This window comes from Cereibacter changlensis JA139 (assembly GCF_003034985.1).
Taxonomy (GTDB): Bacteria; Pseudomonadota; Alphaproteobacteria; order Rhodobacterales; family Rhodobacteraceae; genus Cereibacter; species Cereibacter changlensis.
Map to the genome: position 1 here is coordinate 18,676 of NZ_PZKG01000038.1, position 14,017 is coordinate 32,692.

At 69.4% G+C, this 14,017-nt stretch carries 15 protein-coding genes; 5 read left to right on the plus strand and 10 right to left on the minus strand.

Translation table 11 applies throughout. The features are described from left to right. Positions 1-17 precede the first annotated feature (17 nt). Genes C5F48_RS10400 through C5F48_RS10410 form a run of 3 tightly spaced genes read right to left on the minus strand, consistent with a single transcriptional unit; the run spans position 18 to position 1,521 of the window. The gene (locus tag C5F48_RS10400; protein WP_107663843.1) at positions 18-620 is read right to left on the minus strand and encodes an NADH-quinone oxidoreductase subunit C; all 603 of its coding nucleotides are present in this window, start codon (positions 618-620) and stop codon (positions 18-20) included. Between the two features lie 11 nt (positions 621-631). Then, on the minus strand, positions 632-1,165 hold the full coding sequence (locus C5F48_RS10405) for a NuoB/complex I 20 kDa subunit family protein (protein WP_107663844.1): 534 nt from the start codon (positions 1,163-1,165) through the stop codon (positions 632-634). Then, a complete protein-coding gene (locus tag C5F48_RS10410; RefSeq protein WP_107663845.1) occupies positions 1,156-1,521 on the minus strand; it encodes an NADH-quinone oxidoreductase subunit A in 366 nt (121 codons plus the stop codon). The genes C5F48_RS10405 and C5F48_RS10410 overlap by 10 nt, the downstream gene beginning before the upstream one ends. Between C5F48_RS10410 and C5F48_RS25685 the strand changes: the two genes are divergently transcribed. Continuing rightward, positions 1,520-1,684 (plus strand): hypothetical protein, encoded by a 165-nt coding sequence (locus tag C5F48_RS25685; protein WP_170139650.1) that lies wholly within the window; start codon positions 1,520-1,522, stop codon positions 1,682-1,684. The genes C5F48_RS10410 and C5F48_RS25685 overlap by 2 nt on opposite strands. Before the next feature lie 62 nt (positions 1,685-1,746). On the opposite strand, the gene C5F48_RS10415 is transcribed toward C5F48_RS25685, so the two are convergent. The 4 genes from C5F48_RS10415 to C5F48_RS10430 form a co-directional block, all read right to left on the minus strand. Next, a complete protein-coding gene (locus C5F48_RS10415; RefSeq protein ID WP_107663846.1) occupies positions 1,747-2,520 on the minus strand; it encodes a crotonase/enoyl-CoA hydratase family protein in 774 nt (257 codons plus the stop codon). 32 nt (positions 2,521-2,552) lie between these two features. Next, on the minus strand, positions 2,553-3,407 hold the full coding sequence (locus C5F48_RS10420) for a hydroxymethylglutaryl-CoA lyase (RefSeq protein WP_107663847.1): 855 nt from the start codon (positions 3,405-3,407) through the stop codon (positions 2,553-2,555). After that, positions 3,400-5,343 carry an ATP-binding protein gene (locus tag C5F48_RS10425; RefSeq protein WP_107663848.1) on the minus strand — a complete coding sequence of 648 codons (1,944 nt, stop codon included), beginning with the start codon at positions 5,341-5,343 and terminating at the stop codon, positions 3,400-3,402. The genes C5F48_RS10420 and C5F48_RS10425 overlap by 8 nt, the downstream gene beginning before the upstream one ends. A gap of 97 nt (positions 5,344-5,440) precedes the next feature. Further along, positions 5,441-7,045 (minus strand): carboxyl transferase domain-containing protein, encoded by a 1,605-nt coding sequence (locus C5F48_RS10430; RefSeq protein WP_107663849.1) that lies wholly within the window; start codon positions 7,043-7,045, stop codon positions 5,441-5,443. Positions 7,046-7,236: 191 nt separating this feature from the next. On the opposite strand from C5F48_RS10430, the gene C5F48_RS10435 reads away from it, so the two are divergent. Continuing rightward, positions 7,237-7,839: an OmpW/AlkL family protein gene (locus C5F48_RS10435; RefSeq protein ID WP_107663850.1), complete on the plus strand. Its 603-nt coding sequence runs from the start codon at positions 7,237-7,239 to the stop codon at positions 7,837-7,839. 50 nt (positions 7,840-7,889) lie between these two features. Here C5F48_RS10435 and C5F48_RS10440 read toward each other — a convergent pair whose 3' ends face one another. After that, positions 7,890-8,282 (minus strand): DUF1622 domain-containing protein, encoded by a 393-nt coding sequence (locus tag C5F48_RS10440; protein WP_107663851.1) that lies wholly within the window; start codon positions 8,280-8,282, stop codon positions 7,890-7,892. Next, positions 8,282-9,439 (minus strand): acyl-CoA dehydrogenase family protein, encoded by a 1,158-nt coding sequence (locus C5F48_RS10445; protein ID WP_107663852.1) that lies wholly within the window; start codon positions 9,437-9,439, stop codon positions 8,282-8,284. The genes C5F48_RS10440 and C5F48_RS10445 overlap by 1 nt, the downstream gene beginning before the upstream one ends. Positions 9,440-9,573: 134 nt before the next feature. Between C5F48_RS10445 and C5F48_RS10450 the strand changes: the two genes are divergently transcribed. Beyond that, positions 9,574-10,026, plus strand: a complete 453-nt coding sequence (locus tag C5F48_RS10450) for a CreA family protein (RefSeq protein ID WP_170139651.1) — start codon at positions 9,574-9,576, stop codon at positions 10,024-10,026. Between the two features lie 4 nt (positions 10,027-10,030). On the opposite strand, the gene C5F48_RS10455 is transcribed toward C5F48_RS10450, so the two are convergent. Further along, the gene (locus tag C5F48_RS10455) at positions 10,031-10,696 is read right to left on the minus strand and encodes an HAD hydrolase-like protein (protein WP_107663853.1); all 666 of its coding nucleotides are present in this window, start codon (positions 10,694-10,696) and stop codon (positions 10,031-10,033) included. 101 nt (positions 10,697-10,797) lie between these two features. On the opposite strand from C5F48_RS10455, the gene glmU reads away from it, so the two are divergent. Both glmU and glmS read left to right on the plus strand, forming a co-directional pair. Continuing rightward, positions 10,798-12,156 (plus strand): bifunctional UDP-N-acetylglucosamine diphosphorylase/glucosamine-1-phosphate N-acetyltransferase GlmU, encoded by a 1,359-nt coding sequence (glmU, locus tag C5F48_RS10460; RefSeq protein ID WP_107663854.1) that lies wholly within the window; start codon positions 10,798-10,800, stop codon positions 12,154-12,156. Position 12,157: 1 nt separating this feature from the next. Further along, positions 12,158-13,963, plus strand: coding sequence for a glutamine--fructose-6-phosphate transaminase (isomerizing) (gene glmS, locus C5F48_RS10465; protein ID WP_107663855.1), 1,806 nt, complete (start codon positions 12,158-12,160; stop codon positions 13,961-13,963). The last annotated feature ends 54 nt before the right edge of the window (positions 13,964-14,017 follow it).

Below are 14,017 nucleotides of genomic sequence, written 5' to 3' on the forward strand. Positions count from 1 at the left end.
CGGGGACATCATGCGGATCATGCCTTCGCCTTGTCGTCGCCGGGCAGGATATAGGTCGCCCCTTCCCAGGGCGAAAGGAAGTCGAACTGGCGGTATTCCTGCACCAGGCTGACGGGCTCGTAGACAACGCGCTTCTGCGCCTCGTCGTAGCGGACCTCGGTGTAGCCGGTGGTCGGGAAGTCCTTGCGCAGCGGATGGCCGCGGAAACCGTAGTCGGTCAGGATGCGGCGCAGGTCCGGATGGCCGGTGAAGAGGATGCCGAACATGTCGAACACCTCGCGCTCGAACCAGTTGGCGGAAGGATGCACGCGCGAGATCGACGGCATCATCTCGTCCTCGCGCAGGTTCACCCGCAGCCGGATCCGGTGGTTCTGGTACATCGACAGGAAGTGGTAGACCATGACGAAGCGCGCCGGGCGTTCGGGATGGTCGATCGCGGTGATGTCGACGAGGCTGGAGAAGCGGCATGTGCCGTCGGTCTTCAGGAACTCGGTCAGGGCCACCAGATGCGCGGCCGCCACCTCGAGCGTCAGCTCGCCATGGCTGATGCGCGCGGACAGCACCGCCTGCGGCTGGCGCTGCTCGATATGGGCGGCGAGTTCCTTCAGGGCGTCGGACATGCGCGCCTCCTTCAGCGGGTGATGGTGCCGGTGCGGCGGATCTTCCGCTGCAACTGCAGGATGCCGTAGAGCAGCGCCTCGGCGGTCGGGGGGCAGCCCGGGACGTAGATGTCGACCGGCACGATCCGGTCGCAGCCGCGCACCACGGAATAGCTGTAGTGATAGTAGCCCCCGCCATTGGCGCAGGAGCCCATCGAGATCACGTAGCGCGGCTCGGGCATCTGGTCATAGACCTTGCGCAGGGCCGGGGCCATCTTGTTGGTCAGCGTGCCGGCGACGATCATCACGTCGGACTGACGCGGCGAGGCGCGCGGCGCCACGCCGAAGCGTTCGACGTCGTAGCGCGGCATCGAGGTGTGCATCATCTCGACCGCGCAGCAGGCCAGACCGAAGGTCATCCAGTGCAGCGAGCCGGTGCGCGCCCAGTTGATCAGATCCTCGGTCGTGGTCAGCAGGAAACCCTTGTCCTGCAGCTCACGGTTCAGGCCGGCGGTCGAGTGGTCGAGATCGACCCCCGCCGTATTGGCGCCCGCCATCACTGCCATTCGAGTGCCCCCTTCTTCCATTCATAGGCAAAGCCCACCGTCAGCACCCCGAGGAAGGCCATCATCGACCAGAAGGCCGTCATCGACACTTCACCGAAGGCGACCGCCCAAGGGAAGAGGAAGGCCACTTCCAGGTCGAAGATGATGAACAGGATGGAAACGAGGTAGAAGCGCACCTCGAATTTCATCCGTGCGTCGTCGAAGGCGTTGAACCCGCACTCATAGGCCGAGACCTTTTCCGGGTCCGGATTGCGCACGGCGATGACGATGGCCGACAGCATCAGGACAAGCCCGAGCCCGCCCGCCAGCGCCGTGAGGATGAGGATGGGAAGAAACTCTCGGAGAAGATCGTCCATGAGCGGCTCCTTCGGCTGGCGGCTGGCCTCCGGACAGGGGGGCGCAGGCGATCACGTGCTGCGCACCGTTTACTCCTCGCCCCCGTCGGGGTCAACCGAAGGTCGCGACAAAACACCGCTGCGCCACGCGCTGTTATCGCATTGGTATGCAATGGTGAACTGAAATTTCGCAGTTGCAGCAATGCGCCGCAGGCAGAGCGGAATTGCAAACCGGGCGAGTCGGGCTCAGCCGCTCCAGCCGGGTCGGCGGCGCGCGAAGAAGGCCGCGACTCCCTCGGCGGCCTCGGCGCTTTCCCAGCGCCGGACGAGGGCCGCGCTGGTGGCGTCGAGCGCCGGCGGGGGGGAAAGCCGGCGCAGCAGCGCCTTGGTCTCGGCCACCGCCCCGGGGGCGGCGGCGAGGAAGGGCGCGACCTCGGCCTCGACTGCCGCCGAAAGCTCGGCGGGCGGCAGCACGCGGGAGAGGAAGCCGAGCCGCATCGCTTCCTCTGCGTCGATGAGCCGCCCCGAAAGCGCGATGCGCCGCGCCATCGCCTCGCCGATCCGGGCCAGCACGTAAGGCGCGATGGTGGCGGGGATCAGCCCCAGCCGCACCTCGGTCAGCCCGAAACGCGCCGAACTGGCCCCCAGCGCCAGATCGCAGACCGAGATCAGCCCGAGCCCGCCGCCGAAGGCCTGCCCCTGCACCCGGGCGATCAGCGGCTTCGGGAGTTCGTTCAGGGCGCGCAGCATCAGCGCGAGCTTCTGCGCCTCGGCAGCGCGGGTCGCGGCATCGGCCTGCATCTGCGCCCGCATCCAGCCGAGATCGCCACCGGCGCAGAAGCTCTCGCCCTCGGCCTCGAGCAGGACGACGCGCACCGCAGGATCGGCGCCAAGGGTCTCCGCCGCCTCGGTCAGCTCGACGATCATCTGCGCCGAGAGGGCGTTGTGCTTCTCGGGCCGCGCCAGCGTCAGGCTCGCCACCCCGCGCGGATCCGTCGTCAGCCTGATCGTCTCGAACATCGCATCCCTCCCGCGTCTCTGAAGTCTCGCCGTCACCCGGTCCGCAGCCGCTGCGCCAGAGCTGCCGCCTCGGCCAGCCGCGCCGCATCGAGCCCGGTGGCATAGCCGCGCCGGGCGAGATGCGCCGCCACCGTCTCGGTCGCCACGTTGCCCGCCGCCCCCGGCGCATAGGGGCAGCCGCCGAGGCCGCCGACCGCCGCATCCACCACCCGCACCCCCTGCTCCAGCGCGGCGTCGATCACCTCCAGCGCGCGCCCCGCGGTGTCGTGGCAATGCACGGCGAGGCGGGTCCCCGGCAGTTCGCCGGTCACCGCCGCCAGCATCCGCGCGAAGCTGTCGGGCGTGGCGCGACCCAGGGTATCGCCCAGCGCGATCTCGTGGCAGCCGAGGTCGCGGAGCGCGGCGGCGACCCGGGCGACGGCGGCGGGATCGGTCGGGCCGTCGAAGGGGCAGTCGACCACCATGGAAATATAGCCCCGGAGCGGCATCGCATCCTCCCGCGCGGCCTCCGCGAGGGGGGCGAGCCGGACGAGACTTTCGGCCACCGAAGCGTTGAGATTGGCGCGGGAGAAGCCTTCGGAAGCCGAGACGAAGACCGCCACCTCATCCGCCCCGGCGGCGCGGGCGGCGTGGTAGCCGCGCAGGTTCGGCGCCAGCACCGACCAGCGCGTGCCGGGGCGGCGGGCGATCTCGGCCATGACCTCGGCGGCATCGGCGAGTTGCGGCACCCATGTCGGGCTGACGAAGCTCGTCACCTCGATCCGGCGGAAGCCGACCTGCGACAGGAGATCGACCAGCGCGATCTTCTCGGCGGCGGGCACGGCACGCTTTTCGTTCTGCAGCCCGTCGCGCGGGCCGACCTCGACGATCTCGACGAACTCAGCCATCGGCCTCCTCCAGCCGGATCAGCGCCGCGCCGGCCTCCACCTGATCGCCCGCCGCCACCAGCACCTCGGCCACCACGCCGTCGCGGGCGGCGGTCAGCACATGCTCCATCTTCATCGCCTCGAGCACCGCCAGCCGGTCGCCCGCCGCCACCGCCTGCCCTGCCACCACCGCGACCGCGCGCACCAGCCCCGGCATCGGCGAGAGCGTCAGCCCGCCCTGCCCTGCGGCGGCAGTGTCGCGGGCCAGAGGATCGGGCAGCGTGAAGCGGAAGGTCCCGAGCCGCCGGGCGAAGACGTCGACATGGTCACCGTGGCGCAGCACCTTCGGCGCGGGATGGCCCTCCACCGCCCAGCCTTCGGAGGTGAGGTGGGCAGAGAGTTCGGTTCCGTCGAGCTCGACCAGCGCCCGCCCCGGCGCGGTGAGGCGGAGATGGGCGGTGTGCAACTCGGCCCCCTGCAGCAGCGTCGCCCGGTGGCGAAGTGGCTGCCAGAGGGTGAAGCCCTGCAACGCCGGGGCCTTCTGGCCCAGCGCGGCGGTCAGCAGGGCGGCGGCGAGGATCCCGGGTGGAAGCGCGGGGTTTGCGGCGAGGGTGTCGATGTCGCGGGCGATCAGGCCGGTGTCGACCTCGCCGCGCGCAAAGCCCTCGTGCCGCGCGAGGGCGGCGAGGAAGCCGAGGTTGGTGACGGTTCCCGCCACCTCGGTCTCGTCCAGCGCGACGGCGAGGCGGTTCAGCGCAACGGCGCGGGTCGGGCCATGGGTGACGATCTTGGCGATCATCGGGTCGTACCACGGGCTGATTACATCGCCCGCCGCCACCCCGGTATCGGCCCGCGCGCCTTCGGGGAAGCGCAGGTGGTCGAGCTTTCCGGTGGCCGGCAGGAAGCCCGCGGGCACGTCCTCGGCATAGAGCCGGGCCTCGAAGGCATGGCCGGTGATGCCGAGCTGGTCCTGCCGCAGCGGCAGCGGCTCGCCCGAGGCGACGCGGAGCTGCCATTCCACCAGATCGACGCCGGTGATCGCCTCGGTCACCGGGTGCTCGACCTGCAGGCGGGTGTTCATCTCCATGAACCAGAAGCGGTCGGGGCGCAGGCCCTCGGAGCCGTCGACGATGAACTCCACCGTTCCCGCGCCGCTGTAGCCGATGGCGCGGGCGGCGCGCACCGCCGCCTCGCCCATCGCCGCGCGCATCTCGGGCGTCATGCCGGGGGCCGGGGCCTCCTCGATCACCTTCTGGTGCCGGCGCTGCAGCGAGCAGTCGCGCTCGAAGAGATGCACGGCCTCGGCGCCATCGCCGAAGATCTGCATCTCGATATGGCGCGGGCAGTCGATCCATTTCTCGATCAGCACGGCGGCATTGCCGAAGGCGCCCAGCGCCTCGGCCCGGGCGGAGGCGAGGGCCGAGGCGAACTCGCCCGAGCGCTCTACCCGGCGCATGCCCTTGCCGCCGCCGCCCGCCACCGCCTTGATCAGCACCGGATAGCCGATCGCCGCCGCGGCCTCGGCCAGACGGTCGTCTTCTTGGTCGGCACCGTGATAGCCCGGCACCACCGGCACCCCGGCCTCGGCCATCAGCGCCTTGGCGGCATCCTTCAGCCCCATGGCCCGGATCGCGGCGGCGGAGGGGCCGACGAAGATCAGCCCCGCCGCCGTCACCCGGTCGACGAATTCCGCGTTCTCGGAGAGGAAGCCGTAGCCCGGGTGGATCGCCTCGGCCCCGGCTTCGAGCGCCGCGGCGATGATCGCCTCGCCGCGCAGGTAGGAGTCGGCGGGGGCCGGGCCGCCGATGCGGATCGCCCGGTCGGCAAGCGCCACATGGCGGGCCGTGGCATCGGCGTCGGAGTAAACCGCGACGGTCGCCACGCCGAGGCGGCGGCAGGTGGCGATGATGCGGCAGGCGATCTCGCCGCGGTTGGCGATCAGGAGCGTGCGGAACATGCGGCCTCTCGCCTCGGACCGGCCCCGGAGGGCTGTCTGCCCTCCGGACCTCCCGAGGATATTTGTGCCAAGATGAAGGGGATGCGGGTCACGGGCGTCACATCCGGAACAGGCCGAAGCGGGTCGGCTCGATGGGGGCGTTGAGGGCGGCCTTCAGCGACAGGGCGAGCGCAGCGCGGCTCTTGCGCGGATCGAGGATGCCGTCGTCCCAGAGCCGGGCGGTGGCGTGGAGCGGGTGGCTCTGGCGGTCGAACATCTCGATCGTGGGGCGCTTGAAGGCCGCCTCCTCCTCGGGCGACCAAGTGCCGCCCGTGCGCTCGATCCCGTCGCGGCGCACCGTGGCGAGCACGCCTGCCGCCTGCTCGCCGCCCATCACCGAGATCCGGGCATTGGGCCAGGACCAGAGGAAGCGCGGCGAGAAGGCGCGTCCGGCCATGCCGTAGTTGCCCGCGCCGAAGCTGCCGCCGATCAGCATGGTGATCTTGGGGACGGAGGTCGTGGCCACCGCCGTCACCATCTTGGCGCCGTGGCGGGCGATGCCTTCGGTCTCGTAGCGGCGGCCGACCATGAAGCCGGTGATGTTCTGCAGGAACACGAGCGGGATGCTGCGCTGCGAGCAGAGCTCGATGAAATGCGCGGCCTTGATCGCGGCCTCGGAGAAGAGCACGCCATTGTTGGCGACGAGGCCGACCGGGCAGCCCATGACATGGGCGAAGCCGGTGACGAGGGTCTCGCCGTAGCGGGCCTTGAACTCGTCGAAGCGCGAGCCGTCGACGAGGCGGGCGATCACCTCGCGCACGTCATAGGGGGTGCGCAGGTCGGCGGGGACGGCGCCGAGGATCTCCTCGGGGTCATAGGCCGGGTCTTCGGGGGCCTGCCACTGCACGGTCGCGGGGGTCGCGCGGTTCAGGTGGCGCACAGCGCGGCGCGCGAGGGCGAGGGCATGGGCGTCATCCTCGGCGAGATAGTCGGCGACGCCGGAGAGCCGCGTGTGCACATCGCCGCCGCCCAAGTCCTCGGCGCTGACCACCTCGCCCGTGGCGGCCTTCACCAGCGGCGGGCCGGCGAGGAAGATGGTGCCCTGCTCTTTCACGATGATGGTCACGTCCGACATCGCCGGCACATAGGCGCCGCCCGCGGTGCAAGAGCCCATGACCACGGCGATCTGCGGGATGCCCTTGGCCGACATCTGCGCCTGATTGTAGAAGATGCGGCCGAAATGGTCGCGGTCGGGAAAGACCTCGTCCTGATTGGGCAGGTTGGCCCCGCCGGAATCCACCAGATAGACGCAGGGCAGCGCGCAGGCCTCGGCGATCTCCTGCGCGCGCAGGTGCTTCTTCACCGTCATCGGGTAATAGGTGCCGCCCTTCACCGTGGCGCCGTTGCAGAGCACCATGACATCGCGGCCCTCCACCTGCCCCACCCCGGCGATCAGTCCGGCGGCTGGAGCGGCGCCGTCATAGAGGCCATGCGCGGCCAGCGCGCCGATCTCGAGGAAGGGCGAGCCCGGGTCGAGCAGCGCCGCCACCCGCTCGCGCGGCGGCAGCTTGCCGCGGGCGGCGTGGCGGGCCTGCGCCTGCGCGCCTCCCCCGGCGGCGGCGAGGGCGGCGGCCTCGGCGATGCCGTCGAGCAGCGCGAGATGCGCGGCGCGGTTGGCCCGGAACGACTCGGAGCCGGGGAGGAGGCGGGAGACGAGCTTCATGCGGCCCGCTCCGGAAGCCGGGATGCCGCCGTATGCCATGGCATGCCCTGCGACATCTTCGCCCGGAGGCGGTGGATTGGGGTCATCGCGGGCCTCCCCGGCAGGCAGCCGACATTCGGTTGATGCAGGTCAAGGAATCTGCGGCGGGACGCCGCAATGGTCCGCCTCGTTCGCAACCTGAAAGCAAGACCATGACCCTGAGACTTTCCGCCCTCGCCGCCACCGCCCTTCTTGCCCTCACCGCTCCGGCCTTCGCGCAGTCGCAGGGCGACATGACGCTCGGCTTCGGGCTCGGCAATGTGATGCCGAAGTCGGACAACGGCACGCTGGCTGGCGGCGCGGCCGAGGTGGACAACGACCTGCGCCCGACCATCACCTTCGAATATTTCATCCGCGACAACATCGGCATCGAGGTGCTGGCGGCGACGCCCTTCGAGCACGAGGTGAAGATCGACGGGATCGGCAAGGCCGGCACCGTGAAGCACCTGCCGCCGACCCTGTCGCTGCAATACCACTTCCCGATGGGCGGGGCGTTCAAGCCCTTCGTCGGCGCCGGGATCACCTATGTGACCTTCTTCGAGGAAGAGTCGGCTCTCGGCAAGCTGGAGCTGGACGACAGCTGGGGGGTCTCGGCCCATGTCGGCTTCGACTACGAGCTGGGCCCGCATGGCGCGATCCGCTCGGACCTGCGCTGGATGGACATCGACAGCGACGTGAAGCTTAACGGAAACAAGATCGGCACCGCCGAGATCGATCCGGTCACCGTCGGCCTGTCCTACATCTACAAGTTCTGACGCAGCCGCTGCCGGTCCGGGCCTTCCGGGCCGGCAGCGCCTTGCGCGGGTCATTCGCCGAGGTCCTTCTTCAGCGCCGCCAGCTCGCGGTCGAGGAAATAGGAAATGGCCGAGCGGATCAGCACCAGCACGCCGAGGTAGATCAGGTCGCCCAGCTCCTGCGAGAGGGCGGTGTGCAGCAGGTCGGCGACGATGAAGAGCTCGAGCGCCGAGAGGATGTAGCGACCGAGTTCCACCCGCTCGGCATTGGTGCGGCGCACCCGTTCGGAATTGTCGCGGCTCAGCTCGGCCCGGACGCCGCCGAAGAGAAAGCGCGCCGTGCCGGCCAGCAGGATCAGGATCGCGCCGAGCAGGATGCCCGCCGCCACCCATTCCAGCGGCCCGACCAGCCAGGCGAGGTGCTCGTGCAGGATGTTGGGCCGACCGAGGCTGACGAGATCCATCAGCGCCCCGCCATCAGTTCGCGGCCGATCAGCATGCGGCGGATCTCGGAGGTGCCGGCGCCGATCTCCATCAGCTTGGCGTCACGGAACAGCCGGGCCACCGGCGCATCGGCGAGATACCCTGCCCCGCCGAAGGCCTGCACCGCCTGATGCGCCTGCACCATCGCCTGTTCCGAGGCATAGAGCACGCAGGCCGCCGCATCGGCGCGGGTGACTGTGCCCTTGTCGCAGGCCCGCGCCACCTCGTAGGTGTAGGCCCGCGCCGTGTTCAGCGCCACGAACATGTCGGCGAGCTTGGCCTGCATCAGCTGGAACGACCCGATCGGCTGGCCGAACTGCTCGCGCCCCTGCAGATAGGGCAGCACCTCGTCGAGACAGGCGGCAAGGATGCCCGTGCCGATGCCCGAGAGCACCACGCGTTCGTAGTCGAGCCCCGACATCAGCACGCGGGTGCCCCGCCCCTCCTCGCCCAGCACGTTCTCGAAGGGCACCTCGCAGCCGTCGAAGATCAGCTCGCCGGTGTTGGAGCCGCGCATGCCGAGCTTGTCGAAATGCGGGCCGGTGGAGAAGCCCGCCATGCCCTTCTCGATCAGGAAGGCGGTGATGCCCTTGGAGCCCGCCTCGGGGTCGGTCTTGGCATAGACCACAAGCACATCGGCATCCGGCCCGTTGGTGATCCAGTATTTCGTGCCCGACAGCCGGTAGTGGCCGTTGCGCTTCTCGGCGCGCAGCTTCATCGACACCACGTCCGATCCCGCCCCCGCCTCCGACATGGCCAGCGCGCCGACATGCGCGCCCGAGACGAGCTGCGGCAGGTAGCGCGCCTTCTGCGCCTCGGAGCCGTTCAGCACGATCTGGTTCACGCAGAGGTTGGAATGCGCGCCATAGGACAGCGCGACCGAGGCCGAGACGCGGGCGATCTCCTCCACCGCGACAGTATGGGCGAGATAGCCCATGTCGGCCCCGCCGAAAGCCTCGGGCACGGTGATGCCCAGAAGCCCGAGCTCGCCCATCTCGCGCCAGAGCTCCGCCGGAAAGACGTTGGCCCTGTCGATCGCCGCCGCCTGTGGCCTGACGCGGGCCTCGGCCCAGGACCGCACGGTGCCGCGCAACGCGCCGATATCCTCGCCCAGATCGAAGGTCGTTGCTGCGAACATGGCCCGGCCTTTTATTGAACAGTTGTTCAATAAGCTGCACGATGCGCCGAGTCGGGTCAAGTGCGTCGCGGCGGGCACTGGGAAGACCGGCGGAAATGCTCCATGTTCCGCGCGAAACCAACGGAGGTATGGGCATGCGGTGGGTCTTGAGGGCGGCGGTTCTGGCGGCGGCGATGGCGGGTCCCGCGGTGGCCGAGGTGGTGGGCAAGGTCGGAGTCGACTGGGTCGGCAACGACATCCTGATCGACGCGATCCCCGACCCGGGGGTCGAGGGCGTCACCTGCCACATCGCCTACTTCGACCGCTCGCTGATCGACCGTTTCCGGCAGGGCAACTGGTTCGAGGATCCCTCGAACGCCTCCATCGCCTGCCGCCAGACCGGGCCGATCACGCTGGGCGACATCGACCGCAGCAGCGACGGCGAGGAGATCTTCACCGAGGGCCGCTCTCTGGTGCTGAAGTCGCTGGTGGTGACGCGGGTGTTCGACGAGCCGAACCAGACGCTGATCTATCTGGTCCATGCCCGCGAACTGACCGAGGGCTCGGCCAAGATGTCGATCTCGACGGTGCCGCTCTATCGCCCCTGACGGGTCAGGGCAGCATCCGGGCGGCCAGCGCCGGCAGATCGTCGAAATGGTCGAGCAGCGCCTCGGGCGACAGTCGCTCCACCCCGCGCCCCTCCGGCCCGAAGGTCACCAGCGCCACCGGCACCCCGGCCGAGATCCCGGTCTTGCGGTCGGTCTCGGTATCGCCGATCAGCATCGAGCGCGCCACCGTGCCCCCCGCCTGCTCCACCGCCGCCACATAGGGCGCGGCATCGGGCTTGCGGGTCGGCAGCGTGTCGGCGCCGATCATCGCGTCGAAGAGGTGGCGGATTTCCATCAGCCCCAACAACGTCTCGGCCAGAGCCTCGGGCTTGTTGGTGCAGATCGCCGTGGCAAAGCCTGCGTCGCGCAGCGCCTGAACCGCCTCGCGCGCACCGGGATAGAGCTGGGTATGCACGTTGATCGCGCAGCGGTAGTTCTCCAGCAGCAGCGGATACTGGATATCCACCTCCGCCTCCGACCAGCCCTGCCCCAGCCGCTCGAACCCGAGCCGCAGCATCGCCCGCCCGCCGTGAAAGGCGGTCAGCGCGTCTTCCAGCGGGTCGAGCAGGTCGCCATGGCCGAGCGCCCGGAAACAGGCATTGGCCGAGGCGATCAGGTCGGCGCTGGTATCGGCAAGCGTGCCGTCGAGGTCGAAAACAACGGTGCGCATGGCATCTCCTGAAACAGGCCGTAAGACAGAGTGATGGCCGCCACTCTTGCGGCGCAGCCGATCCCGGTTAAAACGGGCCGACCGCAAAGGAAAGAGGCTCCATGGCATCCCCCTCCGTTTCTCTGATCGTGCTCGCCGCCGGGCAAGGCACGCGGATGAACTCCGACCTGCCGAAAGTGCTGCATCCTCTCGGCGCCGCGCCCCTGCTGCATCATGCCATGCGCGCGGGCCAGGCGCTGGACCCCGCCCGTATCGTCGTGGTGGCGGGCCATGGCGCCGAGGCCGTGACCAGGGCCGCCCGCGCCTTCGACGAGACGGTGGATGTGGTGGTGCAGGCCGAACAGCTGGGCACCGCCCATGCCGTGGCGCAGGCCGCGCCGCTGCTAGCGGGCGTGCCGGGCGAGGCCGTGGTGCTCTATGGCGACACCCCCTTCGTGCGCACCGAGACGCTGGAGGCGATGCTTGCCGCCCGCTCGCGACATGCGGTGGTGGTGCTGGGCTTCCACGCCCGCGATCCCGGGCGCTACGGGCGGCTTGTGACCTCGGGCGACACGCTGGAGAAAATCGTCGAATTCAAGGAAGCGACGGATGAGGTTCTGGCGATAAGCCTCTGCAATTCCGGCGTGATCTGCGCCGAGGCGAAGCTTCTCTTCGATCTGGTCGCCGCCGTGGACAACAAGAATGCCAGCGACGAATACTACCTGACCGACATCGTCGAGCTGGCCCGCGCCCAAGGACATTCGGCAGGCGTGGTGATCTGCGACGAATCCGAGACGCTGGGCATCAACACCCGCGCGCAACTCGCGGAAGCCGAAGCGGAATTCCAGAAACGCGCCCGCGCCGAGGCGCTGGAGGACGGCGTGACGCTGACCGCGCCCGAGACGGTGTTCTTCGCGCTCGACACCCATATCGGCCGCGACGCGGTGATCGCGCCGAACGTGGTCTTCGGCCCCGGCGTCACCGTCGAGTCCGGCGCCGAGATCAAGGCCTTCTGCCATCTGGAGGGCTGCCACGTCAGCCGCGGCGCCACCGTCGGCCCCTTCGCCCGGCTGCGCCCCGGCGCCGAACTGGCCGAGGATGTGCATGTCGGCAACTTCGTCGAGATCAAGAATTCCGTGCTCGACGAGGGCGTGAAGGTCGGCCACCTCACCTATCTCGGCGATGCCCATGTCGGCGAGGCGACCAACATCGGCGCGGGCACCATCACCTGCAACTACGACGGCGTGTCGAAGCACCGCACCGAGATCGGCGCCCGGGTCTTCATCGGCTCCGACACCATGCTGGTGGCCCCCGTGAAGATCGGCGCCGGGGCGATGACCGGCTCCGGTTCGGTCATCACCGAGGATGTGCCGGCCGAGGCGCTGGCGCTGGGCCGGGCGCGGCAGGTGAACAAGCCGGGTTTTGCGACAAAACTGATGGATCTCTACAAGGCGGCGAAGGCCGCCCGGAAAGGCGTGTGACATGTGCGGCATCGTAGGTGTTCTGGGCGATCACGAGGCCGCCCCGCTTCTGGTCGAGGCGTTGAAGCGGCTGGAATATCGCGGCTATGACAGCGCCGGCATCGCCACGGTGAACGACGGCGCGCTCGACCGCCGCCGCGCGGTGGGCAAGCTGGTGAACCTGTCGGATCTGCTGGTGCACGAGCCGCTGGCCGGCAAGGCCGGCATCGGCCACACCCGCTGGGCCACGCATGGCGCGGCCACGGTGATCAACGCCCATCCGCACAAGGCCGGACCCGTCGCCGTGGTGCATAACGGGATCATCGAGAACTTCCGCGAGTTGCGCGCCGAGCTCGCCGAGGCGGGCTTCGCTGCCGAGAGCCAGACCGACACCGAGACCGTCGCCCTCCTCACCCAGCTGCACATGTCGCAGGGCCTGAACGCGGTCGAGGCGGCCTCCGCCACCATCGCCCGGCTTCACGGCGCCTTCGCGCTCTGTTTCCTCTTCGACGGCGAAGACGACCTGATGATCGCCGCCCGCAAGGGCTCGCCGCTGGCGATCGGCCACGGCAAGGGCGAGATGTTCGTCGGCTCCGACGCCATCGCGCTTGCCCCCATGACGGACGAGATCACCTATCTCGAGGAGGGCGACCGCGCCGTCATCACCCGCGCCGGGGCCGAGATCTTCGACGCCGAGGGCCGCCGGGTGAACCGCGCCATGACCCGCATCCAGCTGTCGGCCACGCGGATCGAGAAGGCCGGCTACAAGCATTTCATGGCCAAGGAGATCGCCGAGCAGCCGGTGGTGCTGGCCGATGCGCTGCGCCATTACGTGCAGGATCAGCACCTGAACCTGCCGGTGGATTTCACCGGCGTCGACCGGCTAACCATGGTCGCCTGCGGCACGGCCTCCTATGCCTGCCATGTGGCGAAATACTGGTTCGAGCAGCTCGCGGGCCTGCCGGTCGAGGTCGATATCGCGTCGGAGTTCCGCTACCGCGAACCGCCGCTGTCCCCAACCTCCTGGGCGCTCTTCGTCAGCCAGTCGGGCGAGACCGCCGACACGCTCGCCGCCCTGCGCTATGCCAAGGAGAAGGTGGCCAAGATCGTCTCGGTGGTCAACGTCCCCACCTCCTCCATCGCCCGCGAATCCGATCTGGCCCTGCCGATCCTCGCCGGGGTCGAGGTCGGCGTGGCCTCGACCAAGGCCTTCACCTGCCAGCTGACGGTGCTCGCGCTGCTGGCGCTGAAGGCGGCGGTGGATCGCGGCCGGCTCGATGCCGATGGTCTGGCGAAGCACCTCGCCGATCTCGCGAGCCTGCCCGGGCTGATGAACCACGCGCTCGGCGGCGGCGACTATCCGGAGATCGCCGAGGAACTGGCCGAGGCGCAGGACATTCTCTTCCTCGGCCGCGGGTCGATGTTCCCGATCGCGCTGGAAGGCGCGCTGAAGCTGAAGGAATGCAGCTATATCCACGCCGAAGGCTATGCCTCGGGCGAGTTGAAGCACGGGCCCATTGCGCTGATCGACGCCCGCGTGCCGGTGATCGTCATGGCCCCGCGCGACGCGCTGTTCGACAAGACCGTGTCGAACATGCAGGAGGTGATGGCCCGCCATGGCCGGGTGCTGCTGATCTCCGACGCGCAGGGCGTGGCCGAGGCAGGCTCGGGCTGCTGGCGCACGCTGACCATGCCGCAGGCGCCGGATTTCCTCGCGCCGATCCTCTACGCCCTGCCGGCGCAGCTGCTGGCCTATCACACCGCCATCGCCAAGGGCACCGACGTCGACCAGCCGCGCAACCTTGCGAAATCTGTGACCGTGGAGTAACCCGCCCGCAACAGCCGGGAGGCCCGCCATGCTCGATGCCCACCTCGACCAGAT